The sequence below is a fragment of the Clostridium tagluense genome (assembly GCF_003865095.1).
GTDB lineage: Bacteria > Bacillota > Clostridia > Clostridiales > Clostridiaceae > Clostridium_AD > Clostridium_AD tagluense.
This window is the reverse complement of record NZ_BHYK01000002.1, coordinates 235,931-252,404: the sequence shown is the minus strand read 5'-3', so window position 1 is coordinate 252,404 and position 16,474 is coordinate 235,931. Positions and strand designations below refer to the sequence as shown.

15 protein-coding genes, 1 tRNA gene and 1 pseudogene are annotated in these 16,474 nt (G+C 32.4%); 6 read left to right on the top strand and 11 right to left on the bottom strand.

Annotation, left to right across the window (positions count from 1 at the left end; all coding sequences use genetic code 11):
* Positions 1–128: 128 nt before the first annotated feature.
* The gene (locus tag Ctaglu_RS02635; RefSeq protein WP_124997776.1) at positions 129–521 is read right to left on the bottom strand and encodes a hypothetical protein; all 393 of its coding nucleotides are present in this window, start codon (positions 519–521) and stop codon (positions 129–131) included.
* A 203-nt stretch (positions 522–724) separates the two neighbouring features.
* Here Ctaglu_RS02635 and Ctaglu_RS02630 point away from each other — a divergent pair, with 203 nt between their 5' ends.
* Positions 725–1,009: a hypothetical protein gene (locus Ctaglu_RS02630; RefSeq protein WP_124997774.1), complete on the top strand. Its 285-nt coding sequence runs from the start codon at positions 725–727 to the stop codon at positions 1,007–1,009.
* Positions 1,010–1,043: 34 nt separating this feature from the next.
* A complete protein-coding gene (locus tag Ctaglu_RS02625; protein WP_124997772.1) occupies positions 1,044–1,658 on the top strand; it encodes an NUDIX hydrolase in 615 nt (204 codons plus the stop codon).
* Between the two features lie 108 nt (positions 1,659–1,766).
* Here Ctaglu_RS02625 and Ctaglu_RS02620 read toward each other — a convergent pair whose 3' ends face one another.
* The 8 genes from Ctaglu_RS02620 to Ctaglu_RS24985 form a co-directional block, all read right to left on the bottom strand.
* Positions 1,767–2,024, bottom strand: coding sequence for a (2Fe-2S) ferredoxin domain-containing protein (locus Ctaglu_RS02620; protein WP_124997770.1), 258 nt, complete (start codon positions 2,022–2,024; stop codon positions 1,767–1,769).
* Positions 2,025–2,029: 5 nt separating this feature from the next.
* The gene (locus Ctaglu_RS02615) at positions 2,030–3,718 is read right to left on the bottom strand and encodes a [FeFe] hydrogenase, group A (RefSeq protein ID WP_124997768.1); all 1,689 of its coding nucleotides are present in this window, start codon (positions 3,716–3,718) and stop codon (positions 2,030–2,032) included.
* Positions 3,719–3,722: 4 nt separating this feature from the next.
* Entirely contained in the window at positions 3,723–5,597 is a 1,875-nt protein-coding gene (nuoF, locus tag Ctaglu_RS02610; protein WP_124997766.1) for an NADH-quinone oxidoreductase subunit NuoF, read from the bottom strand.
* Between the two features lies 1 nt (position 5,598).
* Entirely contained in the window at positions 5,599–6,075 is a 477-nt protein-coding gene (locus tag Ctaglu_RS02605) for a complex I 24 kDa subunit family protein (protein ID WP_124997764.1), read from the bottom strand.
* A gap of 193 nt (positions 6,076–6,268) precedes the next feature.
* Positions 6,269–8,500, bottom strand: a complete 2,232-nt coding sequence (locus tag Ctaglu_RS02600) for an SPFH domain-containing protein (protein ID WP_124997762.1) — start codon at positions 8,498–8,500, stop codon at positions 6,269–6,271.
* A 1,334-nt stretch (positions 8,501–9,834) separates the two neighbouring features.
* Positions 9,835–11,004 carry an AI-2E family transporter gene (locus tag Ctaglu_RS02595; protein WP_124997760.1) on the bottom strand — a complete coding sequence of 390 codons (1,170 nt, stop codon included), beginning with the start codon at positions 11,002–11,004 and terminating at the stop codon, positions 9,835–9,837.
* A gap of 516 nt (positions 11,005–11,520) precedes the next feature.
* Complete coding sequence (locus Ctaglu_RS02590; RefSeq protein ID WP_233439668.1) at positions 11,521–11,577, bottom strand: hypothetical protein; 57 nt, start codon at positions 11,575–11,577, stop codon at positions 11,521–11,523.
* A 42-nt stretch (positions 11,578–11,619) separates the two neighbouring features.
* Positions 11,620–11,766: a hypothetical protein gene (locus Ctaglu_RS24985; RefSeq protein WP_185732572.1), complete on the bottom strand. Its 147-nt coding sequence runs from the start codon at positions 11,764–11,766 to the stop codon at positions 11,620–11,622.
* Positions 11,767–12,077: 311 nt separating this feature from the next.
* Between Ctaglu_RS24985 and Ctaglu_RS02585 the strand changes: the two genes are divergently transcribed.
* The 4 genes and pseudogenes from Ctaglu_RS02585 to Ctaglu_RS02570 form a co-directional block, all read left to right on the top strand.
* Positions 12,078–12,227 carry a lmo0937 family membrane protein gene (locus Ctaglu_RS02585; RefSeq protein ID WP_124997758.1) on the top strand — a complete coding sequence of 50 codons (150 nt, stop codon included), beginning with the start codon at positions 12,078–12,080 and terminating at the stop codon, positions 12,225–12,227.
* Between the two features lie 70 nt (positions 12,228–12,297).
* A complete protein-coding gene (locus tag Ctaglu_RS02580; RefSeq protein WP_124997833.1) occupies positions 12,298–13,068 on the top strand; it encodes a PRC-barrel domain-containing protein in 771 nt (256 codons plus the stop codon).
* Positions 13,069–13,484: 416 nt separating this feature from the next.
* Complete coding sequence (locus Ctaglu_RS02575) at positions 13,485–13,688, top strand: CsbD family protein (protein ID WP_124997756.1); 204 nt, start codon at positions 13,485–13,487, stop codon at positions 13,686–13,688.
* Positions 13,689–14,122: 434 nt separating this feature from the next.
* A pseudogene (locus Ctaglu_RS02570) lies at positions 14,123–14,398 on the top strand (IS3 family transposase); the annotation flags it as partial.
* 1,156 nt (positions 14,399–15,554) lie between these two features.
* Here the strand turns inward: Ctaglu_RS02570 and Ctaglu_RS02560 are convergent.
* Together Ctaglu_RS02560 and Ctaglu_RS02555 are read right to left on the bottom strand one after the other, a co-directional pair.
* Positions 15,555–15,631: transfer RNA gene (locus Ctaglu_RS02560), tRNA-Lys, on the bottom strand.
* Positions 15,632–15,822: 191 nt separating this feature from the next.
* A complete protein-coding gene (locus tag Ctaglu_RS02555; RefSeq protein WP_124997751.1) occupies positions 15,823–16,383 on the bottom strand; it encodes a nitroreductase family protein in 561 nt (186 codons plus the stop codon).
* Positions 16,384–16,474 lie beyond the last annotated feature (91 nt).

Genomic DNA, 16,474 nt, shown 5'->3' with positions numbered 1-16,474 from the left:
GCTACATTTATGCGCTTTAAATTATTTTTTTTATAAATGATTTAAATTATATTTATATGTGGTTTGTTTTAATTTATAAATAAACTAATTTTGCTTAGGTGTTTTTTACTTGCCATGTGGAATCCACTTTATGTCCAATCTTTTAAAATAGAACTAATTTTAATATTGAATAAAATTCTTGAGCATGTCCTACTTAATCTTAATTTCAAATTTAATTCATATTCTTCAAATTGGCATCCCATTTTTTGTTTAATTCTATTATGCAGAACATCATGAGTATAGTCCATATCATCATAAGGAACATTATCTATAAGAAAAAAATTCAACTCTTCCCCAGCAACACCTTTAAGCTGAAAATGGCTAGCCATTTTATTAATCATGAACCACTTTTTTATATTTTCATACTCTTTTATCAATTTCTCTAAGGACATATTATATATAGCCTCTTCCAGAAATGGAATCTCTTGCAAATGATTTATGTTCATCACATTTTCTTCTATGTCTCTCACAAAATAAAACATTTTTTCCCCCTCCAAAAACTGTATCCATATTAATTTATATATGTTTTTTCACAATTTCAAATTTCATACCTATTATAACAAATTCTCATTATATTTTCTATTAATACTTAAACCCAGTTGTTGCAAATATTGCTAGTATCCATTTGTTTTTACTCTTACAAAGTGATATTATTATATATATATTGTATAAAGGAGGAATTAAAATGAACACAATGAAAGAATTTACTTTTGAACCTCGTTTTCTCAGTTTAGCTGTCATAAAAGACATAAATGTTGGAAACAAAATACTCAATGAACTTATTTTAGATGATGAAAGTTGCTTAGGTCATAGACAGGTAGGCACTAGAAGTTATCACATCTTTTATTTTAAAAATGATCGTTTTGCAGTTTATTATCATAAAGGTGGCACAGACGCAATGTACTCCTCTAATTCACTAGATGTAGTTTTAGGTTATGTAAATAATTTAAAACCAGAAGATTTTGAATAACTAAATAAACTGAAGTAGGGTTGGAGATGATGTAATGGCAATAACAAATATTACAACACTAGCAGATACAAAGTATTTAAAACTTTATAATGCAGAGTATATTAATAAAAACGGGAAACCTAGAAATTGGACCATTGCTTCTAGAAAAGATTTAGATACCTTAAAAAACAATTATTTTAATGCAGCAGAAGACAATATTGATGCTGTTATAATAGTAGCTACATACGTAGATAAAGCTACTTATGTAGATAAAGCTACTCATGCCACTGAAGATAAATTAGTGGTTATAAAGCAATTTAGAATTCCTCTTAATGATTATGTTTATGAAATCCCTGCTGGCCTTATAGATCCGGGTGAGGACTTTGAAACTACAGTTAAGCGTGAACTAAAAGAAGAAACAGGACTTGATTTAATTCAAATTGATTATAATAAGACCAAATCTAAGGCATACATATCAACTGGTATGACAGATGAATCTGCAGCATTAGTTTATTGCACTTGCCTTGGCGAAATATCAAAAGCTTATTTAGAACCAGATGAGGATATTGAGATTATGCTATTATCAAAGCAAGAAGCTAAAAATCTGATTACTTCCAAGGAAAAAATAGATATTAAAGCACTTCTTGCCATACAAAACTTTATAGGTTAGATGTAATACCTTGGTTATAAATTATTTATAACTTCGCATTCCTAAATAATATTAAAAAGACTATCAGAATATTAATTTATTCTGATAGTCTTTTTTTCTTCTATTAAATCATTTTTTTATTATTAATTTTGGCAATATCTCTGTTTCAAAAAACTTTCTAGAAGTAGCTCCTGAAACACTATAAACTTCACCGTCATCTATTTTTACAGATACTCCCTTTGTACAATGACCTAAGCAGAAAATTGCTTTTAGTTGTACCTTGTCTGCCAGGTTATATTCTTCAATAATTTGCTGAAAGTTATTAATGACATTGTAAGATCCTTTAATATGGCATGCGCTACCTACACAAACACTTAAATCTATCACAAAAATCACTCCTTCCCTTTGTAATCTACATGTAACAGCTTGTGAACCTTACCTTTTAGAATTCCTTGATACAATGACATCATTACTGGATTTTCCTCTGAACGCTTAATGCTACTCATTCTGTCTGCTTCATATAGTCCAGCACCACGTTTTAATTTGCCCTCAGCTTTTGCAAATGGTTGTCCTGCGCCACAAATACATCCTCCTGGACATGCCATAACCTCAATGAAATCATAATGAGCAGCACCCGATTGGATTCTTTTTATAAGCTCATCAGCATTTTTAAGTCCACTTACTACTGCTATATTTATTACACGGTTATCCACAGTGATACTAGTTTCTTTAACTCCCGCCATACCACGTACGCCATTAAAAGCAAGAGCGCGTAATGTGGAAGTTGATTTATCATCTAAGACTCTACGTATTACAGCCTCAGTAACTCCACCTGTTACCCCAAATATAACTCCAGCTCCACTACTAACACCAAATGGCATATCAACTGCCTCAGGCTCTACCTCTGAAAATACAATTCCTGATTCTTTTATCATTTGGATAAGCTCTTGTGTAGTTATTACATAATCTACACTAGAAACTCCATCCTCTGTAAACTCATCTCTTTTTGCTTCGGATTTTTTTGCTGTACAAGGCATAATTGCCACAGATACAACTCTTTTATTAGAGTTTTTGTAGTGTTCCTTGAGTACTGAAGAAAACATTTGCATAGGTGAACGACAAGTAGAAACATTCTTCATTAAACTTGGATAAGTATTTTCTACATAGTTTACCCAAGCAGGGCAACAAGATGTAAATAGTGGCAATTTCTCATTTTTTTCAAGTCTTGAAAGAAACTCTGTAGTTTCCTCGAGTACTGTAAGATCCGCTCCTGTGGAAGTATCAAACACCTCATCAAAGCCCATTTTTCTAAGAGCACTTACTATTTTGCCCATTACGTTTTCTCCATCTTTTTGTCCCAGTTCCTGGCTAATTCCCACTCGTACTGCAGGAGCAATCTGAACTACAACCTTTGTATCCTTATCACTAATGTCTTCCCAAAGTCTCGCTGTATCATTTTTCACTACAATGGCCCCTGTAGGACAGACCGCCGCACACTGACCACAGCCAACACAATTGGAATCTGCTATAGGCTCATCAAAAGCAGTAGTTACAGTCATTTTTGAACCTCTTTTAACAAAATCAATAGCTCCAATATTTTGTACTTCTTCACAAACTCTAACACAATCACCACATAAGATACACTTACTTTTATCCCGTACAATACATGCAGATGAATTGTCTATTTGTCTTTCTTCAGAAGTATTATTAAATCTTACTTGCTTAATTCCAAAGCGTTGTGATAAATCTTGAAGCTTACAATGACCATTTTTTTCACAGGTAGTACAATCTCTACAATGATTTGAAAGTAATAGTTCAAGATTCATTTTTCTATATTTTCTAAGTCTTGGAGTATTAGTGTGTATTTCCATACCCGCTCTTGGAGGAGTAGAGCATGATGCTTCCATATCTCCCCATTTGTTTTCTACCATACACATACGGCAAGCACCATAGACTGAAAGCTCAGAATAATAACAAAAAGTGGGTAAATCTATACCAGCTTTTCTAACTAATTCAAGAATATTTTTTTCTCCATTTATCTCTACAGGTATATCATCTATAATCATAAACTCTCCATTCATTGTCTTAATCCTCCTTTATAGCTTTAAATGAACAGGCTTCAATACAAGCACCACACTTAATACACTTATTTTGATCAATTTTAAAAGGCTCTTTAATCTTGCCTGAAATTGCGTTAACTGGGCAAATTCTTGAACACTTTGAGCAACCTTTGCAAAGTTCAGCTTCAATAAATATTGTTTTAAGCTTAACACAGGTTTTTGAAGGACATTTCTTTTGAATTATATGCATTTCATACTCCTCACGGAAATTTTTAATAGTACTAACAACTGGTAATGCAGCTGTTTTTCCAAGGCCACATAGCGCTGTTGCTGTTATAGTATCCGCAAGTTCTAGCAGCAAGTCTATATCGGAGAGCACTCCCTTACCTGCTACGATTCTTTCAAGAATTTCTAGCATTCTTTTAGTACCCTCGCGACAGGGAACACACTTACCACAAGATTCATTTTGTGTAAAATTCATAAAAAATTTTGCAACCTCAACCATACAGGTATCTTCATCCATAACCACAAGACCACCGGAACCTATCATTGCTCCTACTTTTTTTAGCGAATCAAAATCTAGTGGCAAATCAAGATTTGTGCTAATAAGACATCCACCAGAGGGACCTCCTATTTGTACCGCCTTAAACTTTTTGCCATTTTTGATTCCTCCACCTATATCGAATATTATTTCTCTTAAAGTTGTACCCATTGGTACCTCAATAAGTCCCGTGTTTTCAATATTACCTGTTAATGCAAAGGCTTTTGTTCCTGGACTTTTCTCCGTTCCAATAGTTTTATACCACTGAGCTCCTCTAGTAATGATAGAAGGCACATTAGCAAAGGTTTCAACATTATTAAGTACTGTTGGCTTGCCAAAAAGTCCTTGCTCAACTGTTCTTGGTGGTTTTACCCTTGGCATACCTCTTTTGCCTTCAATTGAAGCTGTAAGAGCACTTCCCTCACCACATACAAAGGCACCTGCTCCTCTGTTGATTTTAATATCAAAGCTAAAGCTTGTTCCAAGAATATTATCACCTAAAATTCCATAACTTCTCGCCTGGCTAATAGCATTTTTAAGCCTATTTACAGCCAGAGGATACTCGGCTCTCACATATATATATCCTTCCTGCGCACCACAAGCAACTGCTGCAATAATCATTCCTTCAAGTACTCTATGAGGGTCTCCCTCCATTACACTTCTGTCCATGAATGCCCCTGGATCACCTTCGTCACCATTGCACACAATATATTTTGTAGGTTCCTTTTGAAGTTTTACCTGAGACCACTTACGCCCTGTAGGAAAACCACCGCCTCCACGCCCTCTCAAATTTGACTCTTCGATTTGTTTAATAATATCCTCAGAATTCATATCGAATAATGCTTTTTCCACTGCGCTATATCCACCTAGCGCAAAATATTCTTCTATGGAAGTAGCATCAATATGTCCACAATGTTCAAGCGCAATTCTAGTTTGTTTTTTATAAAAAGGTATTTCCTCTTGTTTTTTATGTATTTTTCCGTCTTTCGTATATGCAAGCCTCTCCACACATTCATTATTAAGTATAGTTTTTTCTATGATGTCGGCGCAATCTTCAGGTTTTACTTTTATATATAAATATCCCCAAGGCTCAATTCTTACAAGAGGACCCATTTCGCAAAATCCATGACATCCACTTTTTTTGATCCCAACTGATTCATCATGTGGTTCTTTTTCAAGACTTATTGCGCAATTTATTCCCTTCTCTTCCATTAACCTAACAAGTTCATCATAAATCTCCAAGGCCCCCCCTGCAATGCATCCAGTACCAGCACATATAAGAATTTTTTTCTTTTGCATATCAAGACTATCCTTATACTCATTTCTAATATCAATTAAATCATTTCTGTTAAGAAGCATATTATTTCTCCTCCTTAAGTGTATTTAAAAGCAATTTTGCTTTTTCTGGAGTCATAGCACCATGTACCTTTTCATTAACTGTTATAACCGGTGCAAGCCCACAGGCACCTAAACATGATACTGTTTCTACAGTAAACACTAAATCATCCGTTGTAATCTTAGAGTCGGAAAGCCCTAATTCATCCCTTAGCTTATTTAATATGGGAATAGACTTCCTTACATGACAGGCTGTCCCGTCACATATTTTTATAACATATTTGCCTTTAGGTTCTAAAGAAAAGTTGTCATAAAAAGTTGCTACACTATATATTTTCGCTCTGCTCATTCCAAGCTTTTCTGACAGATATGCAAATATTTCCTTAGGTAAATACCTATAGATTTCTTGCGTATCCTGTAATATTGCAATAATATTGCAGGATTTAAATTCATGATTGATTAATATGCTATCCAACTTACTGTAATCAAAGGTTTTATTCATTATAATTCCCCCTGTAAATATTGTTAATTTATTCCGATAATTATATATTATAATAATCTTTGGAATATTGCAATAATAAAATTCACACTTATGTAACTTTTGAATAAAAACTTGTAGGAAATTGTACCACCAAGGTTGAAAGTGACATAAAAAAAATCAGCAGAATATTATTCTACTGATTTTTTTCTTTATATTAATCACTTTCTGGTTTTATTACCTCTTTAACAATTATATTTTCTATAGGCTTTGATACTATTGAATTTTTTTCACTTGCCATATTTGCTAGCACCATACTCATTATTCCTTCCATTGCGTTAGGTGTTTTTCCATCAGTACCACCCATTATTACAGTTTGTGGTACAAGCGGAGACTTGCTTATCTTTAATGCCTCTGCAAATGCTATCATGACACTTTGTTGTACTTGTAACTCTGGGCCACCATATGCATCAACTAAAGCCCTTGCTGCTGCTCCCTTTGCAATACCTACCTTTGTTTCTTGCTCAGCTGTAGCATCTGCAACTGCTTTAATATTAAGTGCTGTTGCATTACCTACTTTTTCAAGTTTGAATGCTTCTGCACTTGCTTGTAATTCTACTTGCTTAGCATTTGCCGTAGCTGTTAATTCTATAGTTTTCGCTTGTGCTGCAGCTTGCGCTTCTCTAGTGTATCTTTCAGCATCCGCTTCTTGAGTTCTCTTATACTTGTCTGCTTCAGCAAGTTTCTGAGTTTTGAAGGCTAACTGTTCTGCAAGTCTTAATTCTGATTTACCTTTATTATCAGCTACCTCTATATCAATACTTGATTGAGTAAGTGCTGATTGCGCCATTGCTTTTGCTTGGGCTTCATTTAATTCTCTTTGCTTTTCAGCAGATTTTTGCTTAGCTTCATTAGTTTTAATCTCTTCCATAGCCACTTGCCTATCTCTAAGCTGAGCAAGGATTTTATCAATTCTTGTATCACTAGATGAAGCAGCTGGTGTTCCAATTAGTACTTCTTGTAGTTCCAAATCATAAAGTTTAAACTTTTCTTTCATTTCATCTGCCGCTTGTTGTTGAATCTGACTTCTGTCTTGAACTAGTTCAATAAGAGTTTTCGTTTGTCCAATATTCTTAAAGTAACCAGCTATCATTGGGTCAAGGGATTGCTCAATTAGCATTTTAATATCCCCAAACCTTTGTATAACTGATGAAGCTTTTCTATAATCAATATTAAATACTACTGTTAAAGGTAGATTTGGCTCAAAAGCGTCTTTAGTTATTAAATTAATTTCTTTTAAATTGTCATCTAACTTGTGTACCCCACTTTGACCAGTAATCCATTTTAATATTACATTGGTAGTAGGAACTGGCATAACTTTACCAGCATAAGTATTAAATGCATACTTTCCTGGCATCATGGAATCTCTCCAAATACCCTTTTTACCTTGTTCTACAAGTTCTCCATGAGAGTACCCTGTACCTGAAACATCTTCACCTTTATCACCAAAATAACTTACTACAACTCCTACATAACCGATATCTATTATACTTTTAGGTACTATATCCACACTTGCAAACATTCTATTAATGAAGTAAACTCCATCCGTAAGTACTTGCATCTGCTTACCTTTTCTACCATTTGCAGCTAAGAATTTTTCTGGTTCTTGAAAATTATTATGATAAAACTCATTATTTATACCATCACCAACAATAGGTGCTATAATCGCTCCATTGTCAGGCGTTGGTCCCTCATTAATAGTTACAATACCTATAGTATCGCGACTACCTGAATTACTACCTATTCTCTTATTAGCAACTGGCATTTCACTACCATCGTCCTGTTGGCTAATTTGCTCAGAGACTTTTGAACTTGATATAAGTACAGGACTAAATCCAGCTACTCTAGATAAATCACTTCGCATTGTTTCTATTTGTGCTGTCTCATCCTTTGAAGTAAATATTGAATGTACCTTGTCTTTCGTGATTATAATAAATTGTGCTAAGTTAAATGCATACGTACCCTCACGAAGAATCTGTCTCTGTGGTCCCTTTTGCCCATCATTCTTTAAAAATGCTACAACATCTTGGAATGATTTACATTCTGGTATGACCTTACCTAGCGTTTGACCATCTCCTAAGCTTTCTCCTGACCTTGAAAATACATAAGCTATTTGACCTTGTGGTATAGTTACCAGCCTTACCTTTTTAACCTTGTACTTAAAGGGCGTTTTAAAGTGAACACCAGCCCTTAGTACTTCTGGTTGATAACCCGCTTCTCCTTTAAGTGCTATTAACCCGTCTGAAGGCACTGAACCACTCATACTCCACCACTTCTCCACAATACCTACTTCATCTGTTCCTATGCTTGTAAACCCTATGCCATAAGCAATTAAGAATATTGATACTAACACTATTCCTGGTATAATTAAAAATGTGTACGAATCCATGATTTTTTCTCCCCCTTACAATTTATGTTTTGTTTTATAAATACTGTCACAAATTAATTATATCACAAATATTGCATTACTAGAACTTTTAGTTGTGCATTTTTCCCACTTGCCTAGTGATAATATTAGTATGTCATAAATTGATTTTTTACATTGCTCTATAAAAAAACATTTTCATATAACAGTTTCACTGAAACAATTGTATGAAGTTAAAGAACTAATTAAGATTAGCTAAATTAGTATTTTTTTAATAAAGAGCATAAAAAAAATAACAGATGTTTCAAATTAATGAATCATCTGTTATTTATATTGGTGCTACATCAGGGATTTGAACCCTGGCACCCTGATTATATGTTCAAGTTCGTATTACATATAGCTAAAGTTCGTATAGCATTTAAGTAAGTTATTAAAGTTAGTAATATAGCCATAGTTCGTTTTTAGTATGAAATACGAACTTTATAAGTTTATAAGTATTAATAGAAACAAAAGCACTTCATTACATAATAAAAAAGAACCAAATTTATAAACTTCCTATTATTCATACTTTTACATTAATTTTTAATTTATAATACATTGAAAGTAACAAGTCAATACAATATGTTACTTTCACATTATAAAAAATTAAAACATATTTTTTATTAACTATACAATTAAATTTGAAAAAGATGAATACCACTATTTTCTGTTCTTATACCGGTTTTCTGTTCCATTACTACACAACCCCCTATATGGGTAAGATGCAAGCTTTTATGGAAGCTTATTCTAAGAATTTGGCTGATTATTATATTTTCTCTGATGTATATGATCATAAAGTTATTTTTGATGATATAAGAAAAGGGGTACTTCCCCCGCGTTATATTAAGTCGGAATACAACTAAATTCGAAATCAATTACTTTAATATTAAAAAAGAAAGAACGGACCATTTATTTACAAAGACCCACGAGGGGGGACCTGATCAAATTGCAAGCAATTTATTTTGCTAAGTATGGTCAACTTTTTAGTTTCTTAAAAGGCTAGAAGCATATACCGTCTAAAGACGGTGGTTTTAACCCCGCGAATGGAAAACAAAAGATAAGACTAGATGGATAAAAGATAAGAAATCCAGATAATTTCGTTTATCACAATTATTTTCAAGAAAAATTAAAAGGGAGTAATAAACTTTCTTTTAAAGTTTATTACTCCTTCATATTATTTAAATTATTTTAACAAAGATTTGATGGTAGTTATTTCTTCACGGAGATTATACTCCTTAACCATTATCAATATAGCTTGTCCATATTATTCCCAATCTATGTAAGGTATCTGGTCCTTGGGTACTTTAATTCTTTTTTAGTTATAAGGTAGTGGATCGCTCCATATGAGAAGCATACCACTTACTAAGTACTATTTTAATAGAAGCAACAACAGGCACAGCTATCAGCATCCCTATAAGTCCACCTACATTTCCACCTATAATAATTGCCATCATAATAAATACTGGATGTAATCCCACACTATTTCCAATAACTTTAGGTGCCAACAAGTTATTATCAACTTGTTGAACTACAAACATTCCAATAATTGCCCATACTGCTGAAATAGGCTGTCCAGTTGTTAGCGTTGCAATTACTGCCAGAAAAGTTCCCACCAAGGGTCCAATAAATGGTATCATGTTACAAATACCCGAAATGACCCCTATTATTAAAGCATAATCTATTCCAATAAAATACAGTATAGCGGCTGATAAAACTCCTACAAAACAAGCCTCTAGTAATTGTCCTCTTATGTAATTATGAGTGGTATCATCTATAATACATAATATTTCTTTAAATCTAACTCCTGCTTTACTTTTCGCGAATATAAGATTAAACATTTTATTCCATAAATTCATAAAATAATTAGAATCATGTATTATATAAATGCTTAATACTATAGCTATAATAAATGAAGCTATGTTGGAGCCTATAGATACAATAGAATTTACCATTACCCCTATACTTGTAAAAAAATACGATCGCACATAATTTATAATTTGGTTAATCTTATCTTTTAACCCTCCTAGTATTGAAATATTTGATTGTTCTAATTTATCAACATTAGAATTAACTAACGATGCTGAATTCTTTAAATAATCAGTGATGTCTAACGTCATATTAGTTATGTTCATATTTTTAGAAAATTTTCCACCAATCATTATATATATTCCAATAATGGTAGCTATAAAACCAACTAATATCAATATATACACTGCTAAAATTCCCACTAATTTTCTAGAAGCGTGTTTTTTTAATATTTCTTTCTTTTCAAAAAAATTTTGTACAATGTTCACACATGGTTTCAATAAGTACACGATAACTAGTGCAGTAAGAAGCGGTTTCAGAACTCCAATAATTTTCCCTAATGTGCTGAATAATAAAGAAAGTATACCTCCTATATTATTTAAAATTGCTATACCAATGTATATTAGAAGTACGGTAACCGTGGAATATAAGCAGTATTGTAATAATTTTTTATCAATTTTCATTTTCGCCTCCAAACTAGCTTGTTTTCTAAATTTCTCTTTTCTTATTTCTGTACGTTACAATAAAAAACCTATAGGCTAAATACTTTTTTAAGTGTATAGTCTATAGGTTATAGTTTAATGTATTATACTTTTTTTAAAATCTCTCTTTATTTTTTGTTGCTTTCGCTTATTGTGGTTTTTAGTTATTGATTAATAAAATAACAACTAAAAAATATGGAGGACTTTGAGTATTATAATTATGACAACTACTCCACCAATTATACCTAATATACAAATCACGCTCCCTTTTATTTTTGAATTACTATTTATATCACGGTCTTTACAACCAATTCATCACAATATTCTACTAATCTATATTAAGTATCATACCATAATTTCCGACAAATTTCAACAAAATTCTTAAATATAGTAATTTTGTTGCAGATTCACTTAATTTTAGAAAGTAAAAACTTCCAGTTTTTACTACGACCTCGGGGTACGTTACAATAACTGGAAGTTATTGTTTACTATTGATGTCTAATAACTGAAAAGTGGCTTAGCATTTTGTCCTCGAACCTCACTCTTCTTGAACAATTGAAAACTTACTCCATAATTAATTGAACAGAATTTTTTATTTCATCGCTTTCGCCTGGTTCCTGTTAACTGCAAAGATAATGATTGATATGATGTTTCAATTATGAAATCAAAAACATCTAAATAATCTCTAGTTTCATTAACATCATCCAAAGTATGGATACCAGAGACTATGTTTTTATCTGCCAACTGATAGAATGCCGCTATAAAAAGTACTATTCTCTAATTTATTAGAATCAAGAAAAATCAACCCTTAAAATATAGTAACAAAGTTCGTATAAGTTTTAATGAGCGCTTGAATTTGTATAACCCAATAAACATGTAAAATATTGAAACAGCCTACATTAATTGTCGAAAAAGATTGAAATATGGCGCATTAGTGATACTATAACTATAATTTTCTAAGTTTTCCGTAAATTTAAATTTGTGTAGTATTAGACGTAAAATTTAGGTATTAACACCTTTTTTTAAAAAATAATTTATAAAGGAGTGATATCTGTATGGGATTCTTACGTTGGATAGCAGGAATATTAATAATTTTCTGGTTATTGGGGCTGGTGCTTAATATTGGTGGTGGCCTGATACACGCATTAATTGTCATAGCTGTTATATTATTCGTTTTTGATGTTATTGGTAGAAGAGGACGATAATAAAAAGTGTTATTTTAAATATAACACAGAGGCATTTTACGAAAAAATAAAATATGAAAGGGATGTTATTATGTTAAACAAGGCCAAAACACTAAAGAATTACAAATTAAGCTGTATAGACGGAGAAATAGGTAAGGTCAAAGAATTCTATTTTGATGACCACTTTTGGACAATTCGCTATTTGATTGTAAACACAGGAAATTGGTTAACTGGTAGACAAGTAATAATCTCACCGTATGCTTTGGCCGGGGTTAATAAAGAAGAACAATCCATCACCATTAATCTCACCAAGAATCAGATTGAAAATAGTCCGTCTTTGTATAATGATGAATTTATATCACAACAATTCGAAGAGGATTACTATAAGTATTATAAATGGCCAATATATTGGGGTGGACCAAACATGTGGGGAACGTATGGACTTTCTCCTCGCATAGAGAGTGGTCAAGACCAAGAAAAATTAATGGGATCACCTCAAGTTCACGAACAGCGGGAAAACCGTTTACACATGGCTAGCGATGTAATTGGCTACGACATCCAAGCTACAGATGTCACAATTGGACATGTTGATGATAAAACATTGGCGATTCGTTACCTAATAATTGATACAAAGAATTGGTGGCCGGGGAAAAAGGTTCTTATTTCACCAAAATGGATAGAACGCATTAGTTGGGATGAATCTAAAGTATTTATCACTCTTCTTCGTGATGACATAAAGCAGTCACCGGAATACACAGATGAAGTTCTGTTAACCCGAGATTACGAGAATGGACTGTATCAACATTATAATCAACAGGGATACTGGATCGATGAAGAGAATTTCAATGAACATTTACGCTAAAACCAGTGAGCGAGAATCTACATTTTTTTAATATAACTATATATTGGTGTAAATGTGTATGTTGATAAAGAACTAATTAATTAAACGGCAATGGTATAAATTGTATTTACCATTGCCGTTTTTGTTTCATTGCTACAGAGACCCCTGACCTGTCGTTATTAAACTTAATTGGTTATGGTGTAATATTCTATACATTAATTATAATTGTTTTCTTTTTTGTTACAGAAAAACTAATAGATAGAGAAATTATGAGTTAATAAAAGTATATATTAAATGATCACCCGTGAAGATAGTAAAACGGCAGAGCCAGATGCAAGTAAGAAGGTACCAATGAAGGCTGGTAAATATTTTTATAAAAAACAATAGGAATGTAATAAATAAACTTGGAATTCGGATAAAATAGATGGAGTTGGAAAATGTCAGATTTAAAAAACAAAATTGAGAACACAAAGGATAAAGTTATAGGAAAAGCTAAGGAGGGTGTAGGAAGGGCCACCGGGAGCCAAGAGACGGAGCTTAAAGGGAAACTTCAGTACCAAAAAGGGGATTTAAATGATAAGGTTGATAATAACAAGGAGAAGATTGCAGAGAAGATCAATGAAACATTGGATAAAAAATAAAAGTCTAAAAGAAATTAGTAGTCTTTAGTTTAGATAAAAAGGTATGAAAAAAAACAACCAAACTATTTTAAAATATATAAGCATGTTTTTTTATAAAGTCTATATCTTAATTTACTTGTTAATTAAAGATATAGGCTATTTTCTTTGTTAGTGTATATTCTAATTGAAAACTTCCCCACTTTATAATTGAATTATTCCCCCACCTGATTTGCAATTGAGAATTTTAGTGTGGGTTGGCGAAGCGTACCATTTACATTGAGAGTGCATGTGGTAGCCTATACCTATTGCTAAGGCATTGTTTACAATGGCTTGGTTAATGGCATATAACCATATGCACAGAGGCTCAATGGCAATGGCAACCCACATGAGCTATCAATTGATATAAGGGTGGGGGAATTTTTCGATTATAATATGGGGGAATTTTCAGTTAGAAAATACACTATACAAGCCCAAAGTTCCAAAAGCTAGTAAAAAGTTATGCGCTAGGACAATCTATGTCAAGGCGTGGTAACTGTTGGGATAATGCGCCACAAGAATCATTCTTCGAACACTTTAAAGATGAAGCAAATATAAAGACATGTGAAACTTTAGACGATCTTAAAAAGGAAATTAAAGACTATATGAGTTACTATAATAATTATAGATATCAGTGGGCATTGGAAAGGATGACTCCTGTTCAATACATAAATCATCTACTTAGTTCACTGTAGTATTTTTATATGTCCTTGACAAAGGGTACACATTATTGAATTTTGCGGTATTTTTATGTCGTCTTTCAAAAATATCCCGATGTAACTTATAAATAAATTATATCACCATATCTTTAATTCGGCACTATAGGAAGTGTATCAATAAACTATCATTGAATGGTGTTACAATTGCCAGATGCTTTAACTGTGTTTCTGCCTGTTCCACGTTGATTATATCGTGCATCATAATACTATAGTTTGTTGGAACACTTTTTTTAATATGTATTATTAAAAATATGCTAGTACTTACTACACACCGTGATAAAAATGAGACTAAGGATATATCTAAACTAGTAAAAAATAGAAAAACTTGATGCCTTAACTGGTACCACTATACAAAATGCACAGTTGGGTAGTCAGCAACAATCAAGTCCTACTATTAGTATAAAACAGCTCCTTTCTTATGTCAATAGCAATGACTTGAAATATTTTCCAAAGATTTTAAAGGTATTTCAGAAAAAACACCTACAGAAAAACAAAATGCATGTGTATCGGTAAGAGAATAGTGTGAATTAAAATCAAGGAGGGAATCATGAATAAAAAAGAAGCTATTCTTGATAAATTAATCGAAATGGGTTTGAGTGCTGATGAAATACAAAAGACTTATAAAAGATATAATTGGCACCTGGATAAGATAGAAAATTAGATCAAGCCAATCAAGATACAAAAAACTATTTAAAGAAATTCAATGGGTGGGTGTGTCCTCGCGATGAATGGAATAAAATGGATGATATGCATGTTTTGAAAAGAAGTTTGATGGCATAAAGCAAATTGCAAATTATATAAAATGATATACCTCTGCTACGATATTAATTAGCCAGAATGTAGATCCAAGTACAGTATCTAAAAGACTAGGTCATGCTAGAACTTCAACGACTATGGATATATATAGTCACAGTTTAAAGAAATCAGACAAAGTTGCAGCGGATAAACTTGAAAACCTATTTAATAAAAAACAACAAAATAAAAAACATGGATAATAAAACCTCTGCTTTCTCGTAGTATTTTATAGTAATTTTCAGTGTATTTTCGTAATAATAAACACCAATTAGCTATTTTCAAAAAAGAGTAAAAAAATAACAGATGCCTCAAACCATTGAGACATCTGTATTTATGCTGGTGCTACATCAGGGATTCGAACCCTGGGCACCCTGATTAAGAGTCAGGTACTCTAGCCAACTGAGCTAATGAAGCATGTTAATCAACTTCTTTAGTATATACCACTTTTCCGTATTTGTAAATACCTATAGAAATTAGGAATAGATACCCACTTATCTATTAGCTTAACTTATGTTTCATATAAAGTAAGCAAGGCCTTCAATAATTTTAATTACCCATTTACAACAAAAATCCAGCAAAATTATTTAATTCTGCTGGATTTATTGTTATTTTATGTAATTTACTGTGTTTTCTTTCCTTTTTGGTGCATTAGTTACCTGAATTTTTTTATATCCGAGGCACAATGCATGTATTTGTCTAAAACCCTCTGGTATTTCAAGTTCCTTAACCCATTCTGCGCCTTCTTCACTATTTAGTAAATGTGCAATAAGACCAATCCAACAGCCACCAATTTCTAAGGATTCTGCTGCTATACACATGTTTTCTGTTGCTGCTGCGCAATCAACTGAGGCAGCCTCATTGTTTTTGTCTCCAGATACCAATACAACTGTTGGTGCATTGTAAAACACATGGAATTTTTCATTATCAGCAAACCTTCTAATATACTCATTTTCTGATTTACTTGCAATATTTTTAAAAGCGTCATTTAATCTGTCTATAATATCTTTTCTTTGTATTACTGTAAAATGCCATGGTTGATTATTTGTAGCACTTGGTGAATAAATACCTGCCTCTATTATATCTTGCACATCTGTATCGTTAAGCTGCTCTGGTAAAAAAGCCCTAGTACTTCTTCTATTTCTTATATTTTTTAAAGTTTCATTCATATTAAACTCCTCCGTCTTCTTATTTTTGAATATCTATGATTATACTACTATATTGTTTTAATGTAAGTACGCACTTTTAAAACTCATAGTC

Coding starts and splice junctions, on each gene's coding strand:
- Ctaglu_RS02585 (WP_124997758.1), top strand. CDS start 12,078: ATGGGATTCTTACGTTGGATAGCAGGAATATTAATAATTTTCTGGTTA.
- Ctaglu_RS02575 (WP_124997756.1), top strand. CDS start 13,485: ATGTCAGATTTAAAAAACAAAATTGAGAACACAAAGGATAAAGTTATA.
- Ctaglu_RS02600 (WP_124997762.1), bottom strand. CDS start 8,500: ATGGATTCGTACACATTTTTAATTATACCAGGAATAGTGTTAGTATCA.
- Ctaglu_RS02625 (WP_124997772.1), top strand. CDS start 1,044: ATGGCAATAACAAATATTACAACACTAGCAGATACAAAGTATTTAAAA.
- Ctaglu_RS02555 (WP_124997751.1), bottom strand. CDS start 16,383: ATGAATGAAACTTTAAAAAATATAAGAAATAGAAGAAGTACTAGGGCT.
- Ctaglu_RS02605 (WP_124997764.1), bottom strand. CDS start 6,075: ATGAATAAAACCTTTGATTACAGTAAGTTGGATAGCATATTAATCAAT.
- Ctaglu_RS02630 (WP_124997774.1), top strand. CDS start 725: ATGAACACAATGAAAGAATTTACTTTTGAACCTCGTTTTCTCAGTTTA.
- Ctaglu_RS02615 (WP_124997768.1), bottom strand. CDS start 3,718: ATGAATGGAGAGTTTATGATTATAGATGATATACCTGTAGAGATAAAT.
- nuoF (WP_124997766.1), bottom strand. CDS start 5,597: ATGCTTCTTAACAGAAATGATTTAATTGATATTAGAAATGAGTATAAG.
- Ctaglu_RS02635 (WP_124997776.1), bottom strand. CDS start 521: ATGTTTTATTTTGTGAGAGACATAGAAGAAAATGTGATGAACATAAAT.
- Ctaglu_RS02595 (WP_124997760.1), bottom strand. CDS start 11,004: ATGAAAATTGATAAAAAATTATTACAATACTGCTTATATTCCACGGTT.
- Ctaglu_RS02580 (WP_124997833.1), top strand. CDS start 12,298: ATGTTAAACAAGGCCAAAACACTAAAGAATTACAAATTAAGCTGTATA.